Annotated in this window: 18 protein-coding genes and 1 pseudogene; 18 read left to right on the plus strand and 1 reads right to left on the minus strand. The window is 73.8% G+C overall.

Annotated features, from left to right (window positions below):
* The first annotated feature begins 7 nt into the window (after positions 1–7).
* The 7 genes from AB0D32_RS22265 to AB0D32_RS22295 all read left to right on the plus strand — a co-directional run bounded on the left by AB0D32_RS22265 (position 8) and on the right by AB0D32_RS22295 (position 5817).
* Entirely contained in the window at positions 8–1018 is a 1011-nt protein-coding gene (locus AB0D32_RS22265) for an ATP-binding cassette domain-containing protein (protein WP_357093241.1), read from the plus strand.
* Positions 1015–2031 (plus strand): ABC transporter permease subunit, encoded by a 1017-nt coding sequence (locus AB0D32_RS22270; RefSeq protein ID WP_357093244.1) that lies wholly within the window; start codon positions 1015–1017, stop codon positions 2029–2031. The genes AB0D32_RS22265 and AB0D32_RS22270 overlap by 4 nt, the downstream gene beginning before the upstream one ends.
* Positions 2032–2302: 271 nt before the next feature.
* Positions 2303–2803 (plus strand): DUF3263 domain-containing protein, encoded by a 501-nt coding sequence (locus AB0D32_RS22275; protein ID WP_357093247.1) that lies wholly within the window; start codon positions 2303–2305, stop codon positions 2801–2803.
* Positions 2804–3125: 322 nt separating this feature from the next.
* Complete coding sequence (locus AB0D32_RS22280; RefSeq protein ID WP_357093249.1) at positions 3126–3842, plus strand: hypothetical protein; 717 nt, start codon at positions 3126–3128, stop codon at positions 3840–3842.
* Positions 3839–4231, plus strand: coding sequence for a phage holin family protein (locus AB0D32_RS22285; protein WP_357093252.1), 393 nt, complete (start codon positions 3839–3841; stop codon positions 4229–4231). The genes AB0D32_RS22280 and AB0D32_RS22285 overlap by 4 nt, the downstream gene beginning before the upstream one ends.
* A 22-nt stretch (positions 4232–4253) precedes the next feature.
* Positions 4254–4949 carry a DUF3618 domain-containing protein gene (locus tag AB0D32_RS22290; protein WP_357093255.1) on the plus strand — a complete coding sequence of 232 codons (696 nt, stop codon included), beginning with the start codon at positions 4254–4256 and terminating at the stop codon, positions 4947–4949.
* The gene (locus tag AB0D32_RS22295; RefSeq protein ID WP_357093258.1) at positions 4918–5817 is read left to right on the plus strand and encodes a hypothetical protein; all 900 of its coding nucleotides are present in this window, start codon (positions 4918–4920) and stop codon (positions 5815–5817) included. The genes AB0D32_RS22290 and AB0D32_RS22295 overlap by 32 nt, the downstream gene beginning before the upstream one ends.
* A 74-nt stretch (positions 5818–5891) precedes the next feature.
* Here AB0D32_RS22295 and AB0D32_RS22300 read toward each other — a convergent pair whose 3' ends face one another.
* The gene (locus AB0D32_RS22300; protein ID WP_357093260.1) at positions 5892–7256 is read right to left on the minus strand and encodes a low temperature requirement protein A; all 1365 of its coding nucleotides are present in this window, start codon (positions 7254–7256) and stop codon (positions 5892–5894) included.
* Positions 7257–7471: 215 nt separating this feature from the next.
* Between AB0D32_RS22300 and AB0D32_RS22305 the strand changes: the two genes are divergently transcribed.
* The 11 genes and pseudogenes from AB0D32_RS22305 to AB0D32_RS22355 all read left to right on the plus strand — a co-directional run bounded on the left by AB0D32_RS22305 (position 7472) and on the right by AB0D32_RS22355 (position 13711).
* Positions 7472–7981, plus strand: a complete 510-nt coding sequence (locus AB0D32_RS22305; RefSeq protein ID WP_357093263.1) for a GNAT family N-acetyltransferase — start codon at positions 7472–7474, stop codon at positions 7979–7981.
* Positions 7982–8269: 288 nt separating this feature from the next.
* Positions 8270–8680: a hypothetical protein gene (locus AB0D32_RS22310; RefSeq protein ID WP_357093266.1), complete on the plus strand. Its 411-nt coding sequence runs from the start codon at positions 8270–8272 to the stop codon at positions 8678–8680.
* Between the two features lie 2 nt (positions 8681–8682).
* Positions 8683–9909, plus strand: a complete 1227-nt coding sequence (locus tag AB0D32_RS22315) for an SRPBCC family protein (protein WP_357093269.1) — start codon at positions 8683–8685, stop codon at positions 9907–9909.
* A gap of 62 nt (positions 9910–9971) precedes the next feature.
* Positions 9972–10121: pseudogene (gene gvpJ, locus AB0D32_RS22320) on the plus strand (gas vesicle protein GvpJ); the annotation flags it as partial.
* 206 nt (positions 10122–10327) lie between these two features.
* Positions 10328–11083, plus strand: coding sequence for a GvpL/GvpF family gas vesicle protein (locus AB0D32_RS22325; protein ID WP_357093272.1), 756 nt, complete (start codon positions 10328–10330; stop codon positions 11081–11083).
* 3 nt (positions 11084–11086) lie between these two features.
* Positions 11087–11518 (plus strand): gas vesicle protein GvpG, encoded by a 432-nt coding sequence (locus AB0D32_RS22330; protein ID WP_357093275.1) that lies wholly within the window; start codon positions 11087–11089, stop codon positions 11516–11518.
* On the plus strand, positions 11478–11825 hold the full coding sequence (locus AB0D32_RS22335) for a gas vesicle protein (protein ID WP_357093277.1): 348 nt from the start codon (positions 11478–11480) through the stop codon (positions 11823–11825). Before AB0D32_RS22330 ends, AB0D32_RS22335 begins: the two co-directional genes overlap by 41 nt.
* A 1-nt stretch (position 11826) precedes the next feature.
* On the plus strand, positions 11827–12195 hold the full coding sequence (locus AB0D32_RS22340) for a gas vesicle protein (RefSeq protein WP_357093280.1): 369 nt from the start codon (positions 11827–11829) through the stop codon (positions 12193–12195).
* Positions 12179–13018: a GvpL/GvpF family gas vesicle protein gene (locus AB0D32_RS22345; RefSeq protein ID WP_357093283.1), complete on the plus strand. Its 840-nt coding sequence runs from the start codon at positions 12179–12181 to the stop codon at positions 13016–13018. The genes AB0D32_RS22340 and AB0D32_RS22345 overlap by 17 nt, the downstream gene beginning before the upstream one ends.
* Before the next feature lie 55 nt (positions 13019–13073).
* Positions 13074–13328 carry a gas vesicle protein gene (locus tag AB0D32_RS22350; RefSeq protein WP_357093286.1) on the plus strand — a complete coding sequence of 85 codons (255 nt, stop codon included), beginning with the start codon at positions 13074–13076 and terminating at the stop codon, positions 13326–13328.
* Positions 13325–13711 (plus strand): gas vesicle protein K, encoded by a 387-nt coding sequence (locus AB0D32_RS22355; protein ID WP_357093289.1) that lies wholly within the window; start codon positions 13325–13327, stop codon positions 13709–13711. Before AB0D32_RS22350 ends, AB0D32_RS22355 begins: the two co-directional genes overlap by 4 nt.
* Positions 13712–13736: the final 25 nt, after the last annotated feature.

Consider the following 13736-nt stretch of genomic DNA (forward strand, 5'->3'; position numbering starts at 1 on the left):
GTGCAGCTTGCCAGCTGTCCTGGAGATCGAAGGTCTCCGCAAGACGTACAAGAGCCGTCGGCGCGGCACCCGCAACGCGCTCGACGGTTTCGACATGCGGGTCGAAGAGGGGCAGGTGCACGGCTTCCTCGGCCCCAACGGGTCGGGCAAGACCACCACTCTGCGTACGCTGCTCGGCCTCATCCGGCCCGACGGCGGCCGGATGACGATCCTCGGGCACGAGGTGCCCGCAGCGCTGTCCACCGTCGCCGGCCAGGTCGGCGCGATCGTGGAGAGCCCGCAGTTCTTCCCGCACTTCACGGCGCGGGACACGCTGTCCCTGCTCGCCGGCGCCGGCGACGTGCCGCGACACCGGATCGACGAGGTGCTGGAACTGGTCGGGCTGCGCGACCGTGCCGGCGAGCGGGTCAAGACCTACTCGCTCGGCATGAAGCAGCGGCTCGCCGTCGCCTCGGCCCTGCTGAAGGACCCGAGGCTGCTGATCCTCGACGAGCCGGCCAACGGCCTCGACCCGGGCGGCATCCGGGAGATGCGCACGCTGACGCGCAACCTCGCCGAGTCGGGGATGACCGTGGTGCTGTCCAGCCACATCCTCGGCGAGATCCAGCTCATCTGCGACTCGGTCACCATCATCTCGCTCGGCCGGCGGGTGTCCCACGGGCCGGTCGAGCAGGTGCTCGCCCAGCACTCCTCCGGCGCGGTCCGGGTGCGGCTGGAGGCGGTCACCGACCTGCCGGTCGCCGCCGAAGCCCTGACCCGCGCCGGGATCCGGGTGGACGGCCAGGCCGACCACCTGATGCTCGCCGGGGTCGACAAGCCGGCAACGGTGACCCGGCTCCTCGCCGAGCAGGGCCTCTACGTCAGCGAGCTCGTCCCGGTCGCCGTCGACCTGGAGAGCGTCTTCCTCGAACTGACCGCCACCGCGCCGGTACCCGGCCAGCACCGGCAGGTCGACCAGTCCACGAAGGTCGGTGGGGCGGGGCAGCCCGGTGCCACCGGAGGAGGGTGGGGCGCGTGAGCCTCTACCGTACGGAGTTGCGCCGGCTCGCCAAGCGGCGCTTCACCCGCTGGATGAGCGTGCTGGGCCTGCTGGTGCTCGCGGCCGTGGTGGTCGGGGTCTTCTTCACGAACGAGAAGATCGACGCCGCCGTGCTGGCGAAGGCCGAGCGGGCCGCCGAGCAGCAGTGGCAGCAGGATGTACGCGCGAACCAGCAGTACCGCGCCGCGTGCGAGAAGGCGACGGCCGCTGGGACGAGCAAGTCCGAGGGCTTCCCGGAGGACTGTTCGGTCATCCAGCCGCCGCCGCGTGAGGCGATCCAGGCCGACTGGTTCCTGCCCTCCACCTTCGACTTCCGGAAGAGCTTCGACGCCACCCTGCTGCCGCTCGCGGCGATCCTGGCGCTGGTCGGGTTCGTCGTCGGCGCCTCCTTCGTCGGGGCGGAGTGGAACACCGGCGGCATGATGAACCTGCTGTTGTGGCGGCCGAAGCGGCTGACCGTACTGCTGACGAAGCTGGCGGCGCTGCTCACCGGGCTGGTCGCCCTGGCGGTGCCCACGACGGCGCTCTGGTTCGGCAGTTTCTGGCTGGTCGCCACCTTCCGCGGCAGCACGGCGAAGATGACCTCCGGGGCCTGGCAGTCCTTCGCCCTGACCGGGCTACGCGGGTTGGTGCTCGCCATGGTCGTCACGACCATCGGGTTCGCGCTCGCGTCGCTGGGGCGGCACACCGCGATGGCCCTCGGCGGGGTGATCGCCCTGATGGTCGTCGGCCAGTTCGGCCTCGGCATCCTCCTCGCGATGGCGGGCGTGCGTTTCGCCGAGGCGTGGCTGCTGCCCACCTACGCCACGGCGTGGTTGCAGAAGAAGGTGACGCTGGAGGACTGGAACGCCTGCCAGGCCACCTACTTCGGTGAGTGCAAACCGGACACGTTGGAAATCACCTGGCAGCAGTCCTCGGTGATGATGGCGGTCGGGTTCACGGTGATCCTCGGCGCGGCCCTCTGGGCGATGCGCCGGCGCGACATCTCCTGACTGGGCGGTGCGACCGGCGGCTCTCCCCGGCCTCCGGTCGCACCGCACGGCCCCGGAGCGGCGTGTCGCCCTCCGGGGCCGGCGCGTCGCCTCGCGCCGGTCGCCCGGGCTTGCCGCCCGGGCGGTGTAGGGGAGCCGCCCGGGCACGGCGTGAACCGGGGCGGTCACGTTCCGGCGCCGTCGTCCGATGCGAACCGGGTCTGCCCTGGTTAGGCTGGTGGTCCCCCGGTCGGCGTCGTGGTGTGCCGCCCGCCAGCCCACGAGGAGCGCCATGCAACCCGCCGACGCCGCCCCGGCCGCCACCGAGCCGCCCGTGGCGGATCGGCCCGGCGTGGCGGATCGGGCGAGCGGGGCGGGTACGACCGGTGAGGCGGTCGACGCCGACGGCGTCGTCCCGCAGCCCCGCACCGGTGCGGATGCCGGGGCGGCCGTCGTTCCGCACCCCCGCCCGGCGGCAGACCCGGCCATCGCCCCGGTGCCGTCCGGCGACACCGGCGCCCCGCCCGGTGACGGCGTCGACGTCTCGGTGGAAGCCCGGCCGGACGGCCTCACCGAGCGGGAACGGGGCATCCTCGCCTTCGAGCAGCAGTGGTGGCGGCATGCCGGCGCCAAGGAACAGGCCATCCGGGACACCTTCGGCCTCTCGGCCACCCGCTACTACCAGTTGCTGAACGCGCTGCTCGACAACCCGGCCGCCCTGGCGGCCGAGCCGGTGCTGATCGGGCGGTTGCGCCGCTTGCGATCCTCCCGAGCCCGCAACCGCCGCCGCTGACCCCATCGCGCGGGACCAACCCTGGTGACCGAGACAGGCTATCGCGGCAAAAACTGGACAAAACGCAGGCGTGGGCAGGTCAACAGTTGAGATCTTGGTGCGAAACGGCCCTCGGAGGGGCCCTTTCGTACCAAGATCTCGTGGTAGCCCGCGTCACCGCGGCCGTCACCGCGTCACCGCGATCCGCAGTACCGCTCAGCGCAGTGGTGGCCGGGTCGCCGTGGCCGGGGCGCCGGGACGGCATGCCGGCGATCCGGGCGGGTACGCGGCAGTCGTTCCGGGCCGTGACCCTGCGGCCCGGGGCCGACGGAGGGAGCGGGCGATGACACAGATCAACCCGAACCGGCCATCGGACGGCGCGACCGGCAGAGCCCAACAGGCCCGACAGGAGGCGTCCCGGGTCGGGCACCAGGCGACCCAGGCCGGCGGGCAGGTCGCGCACACCGCTGCCGAACAGGGCGCGCAGGTGGCGTCGGAGGCCCGCCGACAGGCGCGCAACCTGACGGGCGAGGCCGGCACGCAGTTGCGCGACCAGGCCCGGGCACAGCAGCACCGGGCGGCCGACGGGCTGCGCGGCATCGGGCGCGAACTCGATTCGATGGCGGAGCGGAGTGCGGACTCCGGGATGGCCGGTCAGGCGGTCCGCCGGGTGGCGGACGCCGCCCAGCAGGCGGCCGGCTGGCTCGACGAGCGCGAACCCGGCGCGGTGGCCGACGAGGTGCGGGCGTACGCGCGCCGGCACCCGGGCACCTTCCTGGCCGGGGCGGCCGTGGCCGGCGTACTGGTCGGGCGGCTCACCCGGAACCTGACCGCCTCGGGCGACGGGGCACGGGGCGCCAGCCAGCCGTCGACCCCGCAGCGGGCCGCCGCACCGACCATGCCGGCCAACGCGCCCGCCATGACCGGGCCGCGGCCGTACGAGCGGACGGTCGAGGCGCCGTACCTGCCCGAGGAGGCGTACACGGGGATGGCCCGGGTGCGCAACGCCTCGCCACCCGGCCGGCAGGGGCCGGACATCCCGGGCGGGGTGGCGCCGTGAGTGCCCCGGAGAAGGAACGGACGCAGTCGGTCGGCGACCTGCTGGGCGACGTGACCCGCGACTTCTCCACGCTGGTCCGCAAGGAGGTCGAGCTGGCCAAGGCGGAGTTGCGCGAGGAGGCGGGTCAGGCCGGCAAGGCCGGCGGCATGTTCGGCGGGGCCGCGCTGGCCGGTTTCCTGACGGTGCTGTTCGTGTCGTACGCGCTGTGGTGGGGGCTGTCCAACGTGATGGACCAGGGCTGGGCCGCACTGATCGTGGCCGTCGTCTGGGCCGCCGTCACGGGTGTCCTGCTCGCCAACGCGCGGGCGAAGCTGGCGCAGTTGCGCTCGGTGCTGCCCCGGACGAAGCAGACCGTACGGGACATGCCGAATGCGGCGCGAGGCCGGTGAACCAGTCGGGAGGGAGCAGATCATGTCCAACGATCCGGACCGGATCCGGTGGGAGATCGAGAACACCCGGAACGAACTGAGCAGCGACGTCGACGCGCTGGCCGACAGGGTCAACCCGCGACGGATCGCCGGTGAGCGCGTCGGGCAGACCCGTGGCGTGCTCACCCGGGCCAGGGAGAAGGTGATGGGCGTGCAGCCGGACGGGCACGGTGCCGGTCAGCGGATGCCGCAGGCGGCAGGTCAGCGGATGTCGTACGCGGCCGAGTCGACGCGGGCGCTCGGGGAGCAGTCCCGGGAGCAGATGTCCCATGCCGCGGTCTCGGTGCGGGACGAGGCCCGCTCGCTCGGGCAGCAGTCCCGCCGGCAGGCGGAAGGCAATCCCCTCGCCGCCGGCCTGATCGCCTTCGGAGCCGGGCTGCTGGTCTCGTCGCTGATCCCGCCCAGCCGTCCCGAACGGCAGCTGGCCGGGCAGGCCAGGGGCATGGTCAGCGAGCATTCCGACCAGCTGCGCGCGCAGGCCGGGCAGCTGCGGGAGCAGGCGAGCCACGTCGGCCACGAGATGCGCGACAACCTGCGCGAGCCGGCGCAGCAGGCGGCCGAGTCGGTGCGTTCCACCGCCGCAGGGGGCGCGTCCGCAGTCCGGGAGCAGGGCCGTGCGGCGACCCACCAGATGCAGGGGCAGGCGCATGAGGCCGCCGACGACCTCCGTCGCCGCTGAGGCGACCCGGGTGGTCGGGGCGGCGCGGACGATGCGGGTACGCTCCGCGTCCGCGCCGCCGCCCGGCCGGCCGGTCAACGAGGATCTGGTCTTCCGGTTCGGGCCGCTGGTCGGCGTGCTGGACGGCGCCAGCGCGCCGGAGGGCTTCGACACCGGTTGCGTGCACGGGACCGCCTGGTACGTCCGGCATCTCGCGGCCCGGCTCGGACTGGCGGAGGCGATCCGCCCGACGGCGACCCTGATGAGCAACCTGGCGGCGGCGATCCTCGCGGTCCGGGCCGACCACGGCGACGAGTGCGACCTCGACCACCCGGGCACCCCGTCGAGCACCGTCTGCCTGCTGCGCGACGGCGGCGACCACGTCGACCACCTGGTGCTCTGCGACAGCCCACTGGTGCTCGACGCGGGCGGCCAGGTCAGCGTGGTCACCGACGACCGGCTGGACGCCGCGACGGCGGACCTGCGGACCATGGTCGCGGCCCTGCCGGCTGGAGCCGCGGACCGGGCCACCCGGATCCGGCAGGCGGTCGACATGCAGCGGGCGCGGATGAACCGGACCCACGGCTACTGGGTGGCCGCCGCCGACCCGGACGCGGCGTTCCACGCGGTGACCGGGACGCTGCCGTTGCGTGGGCCCGGCGCGGTACGCCGGGCGGCGCTGCTCAGCGACGGCACGTCGGCGCTGGTGGAGCAGTTCCGGCTCGTCGACTGGGCGGGGCTGCTGGACGTGGCGACGGCCGAGGGACCGGGCGCGTTGATCGACCGGGTACGCGCCGCGGAGCGCGACCACCAGGACCGCCTGCGCCGGCACAAGCACGCGGACGACGCCTCGGTGGTGTTCTGCGAGTTCGACACCGGCCCGTCCTGACCGGCCCGCCCGCCTGGGCCGGCAGCGCCGCGGCCGGTTCCAGCCCGGTCGGGCCCGCCGTCGATCGGGGTCGCTCAAGGCGCGACGGCTGCCTCCGGCGGATGGTCCTCGCGGGGCGTGTGCTGCTGTTCCAGGTAGCGGCGGCGCCACTCGGTCTCCCCGGCCTCCAACGCCCGTTCCTCGTCGAACTTCTCCTGACGCAGCAGCCGCCGGTGATGTCGGTACCGGACGCTGTCCACGGTTGCCACGAGCACGATGACCACCGCCAGCAGGGCCAGCGCCCCGAAGGCCGGTAGCGCGGTGGCCAGTGGGATCAGCGCGAACAGCACCGCCACCGAGACCATCTGGAGCCGGCTGACCCGGTGCACGGTCCGGTACTGGAATCCCAGCACCGCCAGGAGGTAGAGGCCCACGCCCCCGTACAGCACGATGGCGTCGAGCCTGTCGACCCGCTCGTGCAACCCGATGCCCGTGGGGTCGCCGATCTCCGCCAGGACCCGCTTCAGGCCCAGGGCGAAGAGGATGGTCCCGGCGATCATCGGCAGGTGCAGGTAGGTGTAGGCGTCCCGGGCGAGCGCGATCCGGGCGGGGCCGTGGACGCGGTGCAGCGCACGCTCCCCGGCGATCGCGCGGCTGTCGAAGTAGATCCACCAGAGGGCGGCGATCACCACGATGCCGAGCGTCGCCGCGCCGATGATCGGCCAGGTGAGCGGCAGCCCGGTGTCGAGGCCCGGGCCCAGCCCGAGGGAGATGATCGACTCACCGAGCGCGATGAGCACTATCTGGGCGTGCCGCTCCGCCCAGTGCCCGGCCGACACGACGGTCAGCCCCTGGAAGCGGGTCTGCTGGGTCATCCCGAACGCCACGGCGATGGCCAGCACCCACAGCCCGGCCCGGACGGCTGCCTCCGCGTCGCCGTCGAAGAGGCGGTGCGGCACCAATGCAGCGAGGAGCAGCAGGGACACGGTGACCAGCGGCGGCACGGCGATCCTGTGCCAGCGGGGCCGCAGGCGCGGGTCGTTGCGCAGCGCGTACCAGAAGGCCAGCAGTTGAAGGTTGCGGACCACCAGGTAGCAGCCCACGAAGACCAGGTCGCCGGGCAGCCCCGGGGGTTTGTCGGTGAACGCCTCCGGCAGCGACACCGACGCCACGAAGATCACGGCCATGGTGGCGAACCCAAACAGGGGCATGATGCCCCGGTCGGCGCGGATGACGTTACCGAGCGTGGCGAAACCCGTCCAGGCGCTCCACAGCAGCGCCAGCACCAGGAGGCTGCCCAGCACGCCACCCTCGCGGAGGGTCTTGGCGGAGGCGGTGGTGACATTGATGAACGCGAAGACGAACACGAGGTCGTAGAAGAGCTCCAGCCGGGTCACCCTGGCCCCGGGGGCCGCCGGCGCCAACCGCCGGGTGTTCACCCGGACCTCGTTAGTGCTCACGGGCCAAGTTTCGCAGCGGCCGGGGCGTCCCGGCGGGGAACCGGGGGAACGCCGGCACCCCGGCACGCCGCCACGCTGGCCCGGCCGGACGGCGGTCGACAGCGGAGCGTGAGGTGGAAACGACGCGGGCCGACCGGCCGGTACCTGCCGCCGGATCGCCAGTCGCCGCCCGACGGGGTGGACTTGGGGCCGGTGGCGGCGGCAGACTGCGGCACGTGGCAGGAACGGTCCGGTTGGAGCCGGTGGACGAGCGGAACCTCGAGCCGTTGCTCTCCGTGGCGGCTGCCGAGGCGGAGCCGGGCGACGTGATGCCGCCGGTGGAGGCTCCGGCAGGGTGGTCGCACGCCCGGCGGGAGGCGTTCCGGGAGTTCCACCGGGCGAGCTTCGGTGGCCTGGACGGCCCGAGCCGCACCCGGATGTACGCGATCCTGGCCGGCGGCGAGGTGGTCGGCGTGATCCGGATGGCCCGCCGCGACGAGCCGGGCACCGTCGAGACCGGGATGTGGCTGGGGCGCTCCGCGCGGGGTCAGGGGATCGGCGCGGCCGCCCTGCGTGAGTTGCTGAACGAGGCGGCTGCGGCCGGAATGCGGCTCGTGGTGGCGGAGACCACAGCCGACAATCACGGAGCTGTTTCCGTGCTGGAGAAGTGCGGCGCGAAATTGTGCGAGGACGGCAGTAAGGTGCACGCCGAGATGTGCCTGGATTCGACGCTTCCGGCGTTGTGACGGCAATTCTGCGGCCTTCTGTCGGGCGCCACTCTGTCTGGCGTTCTTCCTGCTCAATCCTGCCTTGACGTCCTTTTTCGGGCGCCTTGACGGGTGTCGACCCCGGCTTCGGTCGAATGTGCCCGGGAAAGCGTGGAAATGTTTCGCCGATAGGGCGCCGGGTAGTGATCGTCGGGTCCGATTGAGTGGGACACCTGTTTTGCGGTCCGGCATGTTCCGATCCCCGGCGGCCATTGTTCCGACCATTACCGTCAGGTGTCCGGCGCTCCGGGGAGCGAAGGAGTACTGATGAACAGCGGATCACGAATCGGGCTCGCGGTCGGCTTCGGCTACCTGCTCGGCCGCCGGCGCAAGCTGCGTACCGCTCTCGTCCTGGCCGCCGCGGTCGCGGCCGGGCGGGCCAGTCGGGAGCCCGGCGGACTCCTGAAGGCAGGTGGCAACCTGCTCCAGTCGTCCCCGCAGTTGAGCAACCTCGGCCGTCTCGGCGGCCCGCTCGCCGCCGCCTCGAAGGCGGCGGCGACCGCCGCGGCCGGCAGCGGCATCGACGCGCTCAGTGGCAAGCTGCGCGGCTCGGCCGACACGCTGCGCCGCAAGGGCGGCGCCGGCACGCCCGACGGCAGGTCGGCCGACGGCGACCAGCCGGACCGGGACACCGCCGCTGAGCAGCGGGACACCGACACCGAGCAGCGGAGGCGGTGACCGTGGCGGACACGACGAACCCCGGCGGCCTCGGGAACAAGGTCCGGGGCCAACTCGCCGGGGAGGCACGGAACCTGGCCAGCGCCATCGGCGAACGCGCGGTGCAGGCGGTGACGGAGCGGATCACGGGTGCGACCGGCCGACTCAGCGACTACGCGAAGCAGGGCGGGGGGCCTGGCCTGATCGCCGCCGCCACGGGTGCGCAGAAACTCGCCGAGGGCAGCTCACCGGTGAAGGCGATGGTCCATGCCGGGCTGGCCGGCGGTAAGGAGAAGGTGATGTCGGCTCTCGGCAAGGGCGGCAAGGGCGGCGGTGGCGGCGGTGGCAAGAAGCCCAAGGTCACCAACATCGTGGAGACCATCGAGGTCGGCGTGCCGGCCCGGGTCGCGTACGACCAGTGGACCCAGTTCGGCGACTTCCCGAGCTTCATGAAGAAGGTGGAGAACGTCGACACCGAGTCGGACGAGAAGCTGACCTGGAAGGCGCAGGTCCTCTGGTCGCACCGCACCTGGGAGTCCACCGTCGTGCGGCAGATCCCGGACAGGCTGATCCACTGGCGCTCCAAGGGCGAGAAGGGCTCCGTCGACGGCACGGTCAGCTTCCACGAGCTGACACCCGATCTGACCCGGATCCTGGTGGTGCTGGAGTACCACCCGCAGGGTCTCTTCGAGCACACCGGCAACCTGTGGCGTGCCCAGGGCCGCCGCGTCCGGCTGGAGTTGAAGCACTTCGTCCGGCACGTGATGACCCGGACCGTCCTCGACCCGGACTCGGTGCAGGGCTGGCGCGGTGAGATCGAGGACTCGCAGGTGGTCCGGGACCACGAGACCGCGCTGCGCGAGGAGCAGGAGGAACACGAGCGGCAGCGGGAGGGCGAGGGCCGGGAGGAGCGCGAGCCGCGCGGCCGGCGCGAGCCCGAGCCGGAGGAGGAGGCCGAGGAGGAACCGCGCGAGGAACGCCGGCCCGCCGAGCGTGGCCGTCGCCGGCCGCCGCAGCGCCGCCGCCCGGCGGAGGAGGAGTACGCGGACGAGTACGACGAGGGCGACTACGACGAGTACGAGGAGGAACCGGAGGAGGAGCAGGCCCCGCCGCGTCGCCGTGCCCCGGAGCGGGCGCGCCGCCCGCAGCCGAGGGAGGAGCCCCGCCCCCGTGAGGAGCCCCGGGCCCGCCGTTCCCCGGAGGCGCCCCGCCGACCCGTGGTCCGCCGTCGACGGGAGGAGCGCGAGTGACGGTCGCGACGAGTACGGGTCAGGCCGGCGGCGCCCTCGAACGCGGTGGCGGGGGCGCCAGCCTGGCGGATGTCGTGGAGACCGTGCTGGACAAGGGCGTGGTGATCGACGCCCAGGTCTCGATCGCCGTGGTCGGCATCCAGCTACTGGAGATCAATGCCCGGATCGTCATCGCCAGCGTGGAGACCTACCTGCGCTTCGCGGAGGCGGTCGACCGGTTCGACATCACCCCGAAGAACCAGAAGGGGCTGCCCGACCTGGTGGAGGGAGCCTCGGGGGCGGTCGGCGCCGGAAAGGCGGCGTCCGGGATCGGCAAGACGGTCGGGGCGATCGGCGGCGCGGTCAAGGACGCCGTCGACGAGTTGGGATCGGACGACCGGGACCGGCCCCGGCGACGCCGGGACGAGGAGCGCTGAGCATGACCGAGGAGACCGGACTGTTCATCTACGGCATCGTCCCCGCCGACGTGGAGCCGACCCCGGACGCCGTCGGGGTCGGCGACCCGCCCGGAGAGGTGACGGTGGTCCGGCACGGCGAGCTGGCCGCGCTGGTCAGCGGGATGAGCCTGACCGAGCCGATCGGCCGGCCGGCGGACCTGACCGCGTACCAGGAACTGGTGGACGGCACGGCGGCGGTGGCGCCGGTGCTGCCGGTGCGCTTCGGCACGGTCGTCACCGGGCCCGACGGGGCCGCCGACCTGCTGTCCGCGCACCACGACCGGTTCGCCGCCGCCCTCGACGAGTTCGAGGGCCGGATCCAGTACACGGTGCACGGGCGCTACGACGAGGCGAACCTGATCGCGGCGGTGCTGGCGGACGACCCGGCCGCCGCCGGACTGGCGGACCAGGTGCGCGGGCAGCCGGAGGCGGCCACCCGGCCGCAGCGGATCCGCCTCGGCGAGATCATCAGCCAGGCGGTGGAACTGCGCCGGGAGGCGGAGAACCGGCAGCTGGTCGACGCGCTCGGCCCGCTCGTCGTGGCGAGCGCCACGAGGCCGCCGAGCAACGAGCTGGACGCGGCGAACGCCGCCTTCCTGGTCGGACAGGACCGGGAGGACGAGTTCGTCGCGGCGGTCGAGGAGTACGCCGAGCAGCGCCGGGAGCTGATCCGGATGCGGTTGCTCGGCCCGCTCGCCCCGTACGACTTCGTCAGCGCCCACCAGTTGACGGGGTGACGGATGGACATCCTGTGGACGCTGCTGACCCTGCCGTACGCGCCGATGCGTGGGCTGACCGCGGTGGTGAAGGTGATCGCCCGGGAGGCGGAGTCGCGGCAGCACGACCCCGTCAACGTCCGGCGGGAGCTGGAGGCGCTGGACGCGGCGGAGGCCGCCGGCGAGATCAGCGCCGCGGAACGGGACCGGGGGCAGCAGCAGGTGCTGGAACGGCTGACCGGCGGTGCCCGCCGACCGGTGCCCGGGCGGGGCCGGAGCCCGGCCCGGAACGGTCCCGGGCCCCGCCGGGAGAACGGCGGGACCCGGCGCCAGCCCGGCCCGGAGCGGGCCCGGCAGGCCGGTACGGAACGGGCGCGGCGGGTGTCGCGCGGCGGCGGTGAGGGAGGTGAGCGCGATGGTGGATCTGATCCGCGGCGACGGCGGTCGGGCGCGTAGGAGCGAGCCCGTCGAAGACCGGTACGACGACGAGGAGGAGTACCTCGAACCGATCCCGGCCGCCGAGGCGGCGCGCGAGGGAATGCGGCAGATCGTCGAGTTGACCGGCCGGGACCCGGTGGGTACCACCTCGCTGAAGGCGTCGCGGGACGGCTGGCTGGTCGGGGTGGAGGTGGTCGAGGACCGCCGTATCCCCAGCTCCACCGACCTGCTCGGCCTCTACGAGGTGGAGCTGGACCTGGAGGGCGGCCTGCTCGGCTACCGGCGGGTGCGGCGCTACCAGCGTGGGAAGGGCGAGGTGGGGTGAGGTGAGCGTGCAGCCGCCGCCGGTGGTGCAGAACTCCGGCCAGGTCCTGCCGGCCGGGCACGAGCCGGCCAATCTCGGCGACATCCTGGAACGCGTGCTCGACCGGGGCATCGTGATCGCCGGCGACATCCGGGTCAGCCTGCTCGACATCGAACTGCTGACGCTCAAGCTGCGGCTGGTCATCGCGTCGGTCGACACGGCCCGGCAGATCGGCATCGACTGGTGGGAGCACGACCCGTGGCTCAGCTCCCGGGCGAGGCCGCCGGTGGAGCCCGGCCCACGGGACCCGGAGCAGGTGGAGGCGGAACGCCGTCCCCGGGTCGCCCGGGAGGCCGCCCGCAGGGAGGAGTGGGATGAGTTCGACGGCTGACCTCGTGCCGGCCACCGGGCCGGCGGGCCCCGGCGTCGGGGTGTGGCTGCACGGCGTGACGCGGGACGTCGATGCGGCCCTGCTCGCCACGACCTTCGGGATGGACGGTGCTGCGGTGCGGGCGGTGCGGGCCGCCGGCCTGGTCGCCGTCGTCAGCGCCGCGCCGCTGTCCGAGTACGGCGAGGAAGCGCTGCGCCGCAACCTGGAGGACCTGGCCTGGCTGGAGCGGGCGGCCCGGACGCACCACGCGGTGGTCGCGGCCCTGTCCCGCGGCGGCGCCGTGGTGCCCGCCCGGCTGGCCACCGTGCACCACGACGACGCCCGGGTGGCGGGGCAGCTCACCGCCCGCCGGGTCGAACTGACCGCCGTCCTGGACCGGCTCACCGGCCACGACGAGTGGGGCGTCAAGGGGTACGTGGTGCCGGGCGCGACGCCCCGTCCGGCGGAGCCCGCCGGGTCCGGCGGCGCCGGGGCGGCGTACCTGCGGCGGCGGCGGGCCCAGCTCACCGCCCGCGAGGAGGGCCAGCGGATCGCCGCCGACGCCGCCTCCGCCGTGCACGGGGCACTGGCCGGGCACGCGGTGGCCGTCCGGCGGCACGCCCCGCAGGACCGCCGGCTCTCCGGCGCGCCGACCGCGATGGTGCTCAACGGCGCGTACCTGGTCGGGCACGGGGCGGTCGACGGATTCCGCCGACTTGCCGCCGCGCTGGCCGGGCGGCACCCGGAGATCCGACTGGAGCTGACCGGCCCGTGGCCGCCGTACTCCTTCGCCGAGGAGCGGCCCGCCGAGCCGGCGCTCACCGTACGGGAGCCGTCGTGCTGACCGCCCGGGTGACCGCCTGGCGGCCAGCCCGGGTGACCGTCCGGGGGGCGGCGCGGTGACCACGTCGCTCGCGCCGAGCAGCGCCGACGACCCGCTCGCCTACCGACCGGTGGCCCTGGTCGACCTGCTGGACCGGGTCCTCGCGACCGGCGTGGTCATCAGCGGCGACATCACCATCGCCATCGCCGACGTCGACCTGGTCAGGATCTCCCTGCGCGCGCTGGTCGCCTCCGTCGGCGCGCTGGCCCCGCCGGAACTGCGGGACGCCGCCGCTGGCGGTGCCCCCGGGACGCCGGGAACGCCGGCATGACCGCCCCCGGCAACCGTGCGGACGGCGATGGCATCCGCCGGGACGAGGCCGCCGAACTCGCCGCCGCGCTCGGTGACACCCGGTGGCAGCCACCCCGGGTGACCCCGCTGGACCGCCGGCTCGCCGTCGACCGGGACTCCGTCGAGCGGGGGCTGGCCAGCCTCGTGCTCACCGTGATCGAGCTGCTGCGGCAGCTCATGGAGCGACAGGCGCTGCGCCGGGTCGACCTCGGCGACCTCACCGAGGAGCAGGTCGAGCGGATCGGCACCACGCTGATGGCGCTGGAGGAGCAGATGACGGGGCTGCGGGAGTACTTCGGCCTCGCCCCCGAGGACCTGAACCTCGACCTCGGGCCCCTCGGCCCCCTCCTGCCCACCGACTGACCGCCCGCCCACCGCTGACCGCCCG

The organism is Micromonospora sp. NPDC048170 (assembly GCF_040652795.1).
In the GTDB taxonomy this organism is placed as follows: domain Bacteria; phylum Actinomycetota; class Actinomycetes; order Mycobacteriales; family Micromonosporaceae; genus Micromonospora.

Excerpts from the sequence above, each read along its gene's own strand:
- AB0D32_RS22280 (WP_357093249.1), top strand. The coding sequence starts at position 3,126 with ATGACACAGATCAACCCGAACCGGCCATCGGACGGCGCGACCGGCAGA.
- AB0D32_RS22290 (WP_357093255.1), top strand. The coding sequence starts at position 4,254 with ATGTCCAACGATCCGGACCGGATCCGGTGGGAGATCGAGAACACCCGG.
- AB0D32_RS22355 (WP_357093289.1), top strand. The coding sequence starts at position 13,325 with ATGACCGCCCCCGGCAACCGTGCGGACGGCGATGGCATCCGCCGGGAC.
- AB0D32_RS22330 (WP_357093275.1), top strand. The coding sequence starts at position 11,087 with ATGGACATCCTGTGGACGCTGCTGACCCTGCCGTACGCGCCGATGCGT.
- AB0D32_RS22310 (WP_357093266.1), top strand. The coding sequence starts at position 8,270 with ATGAACAGCGGATCACGAATCGGGCTCGCGGTCGGCTTCGGCTACCTG.
- AB0D32_RS22325 (WP_357093272.1), top strand. The coding sequence starts at position 10,328 with ATGACCGAGGAGACCGGACTGTTCATCTACGGCATCGTCCCCGCCGAC.
- AB0D32_RS22275 (WP_357093247.1), top strand. The coding sequence starts at position 2,303 with ATGCAACCCGCCGACGCCGCCCCGGCCGCCACCGAGCCGCCCGTGGCG.
- AB0D32_RS22345 (WP_357093283.1), top strand. The coding sequence starts at position 12,179 with ATGAGTTCGACGGCTGACCTCGTGCCGGCCACCGGGCCGGCGGGCCCC.
- AB0D32_RS22335 (WP_357093277.1), top strand. The coding sequence starts at position 11,478 with ATGGTGGATCTGATCCGCGGCGACGGCGGTCGGGCGCGTAGGAGCGAG.
- AB0D32_RS22295 (WP_357093258.1), top strand. The coding sequence starts at position 4,918 with ATGAGGCCGCCGACGACCTCCGTCGCCGCTGAGGCGACCCGGGTGGTC.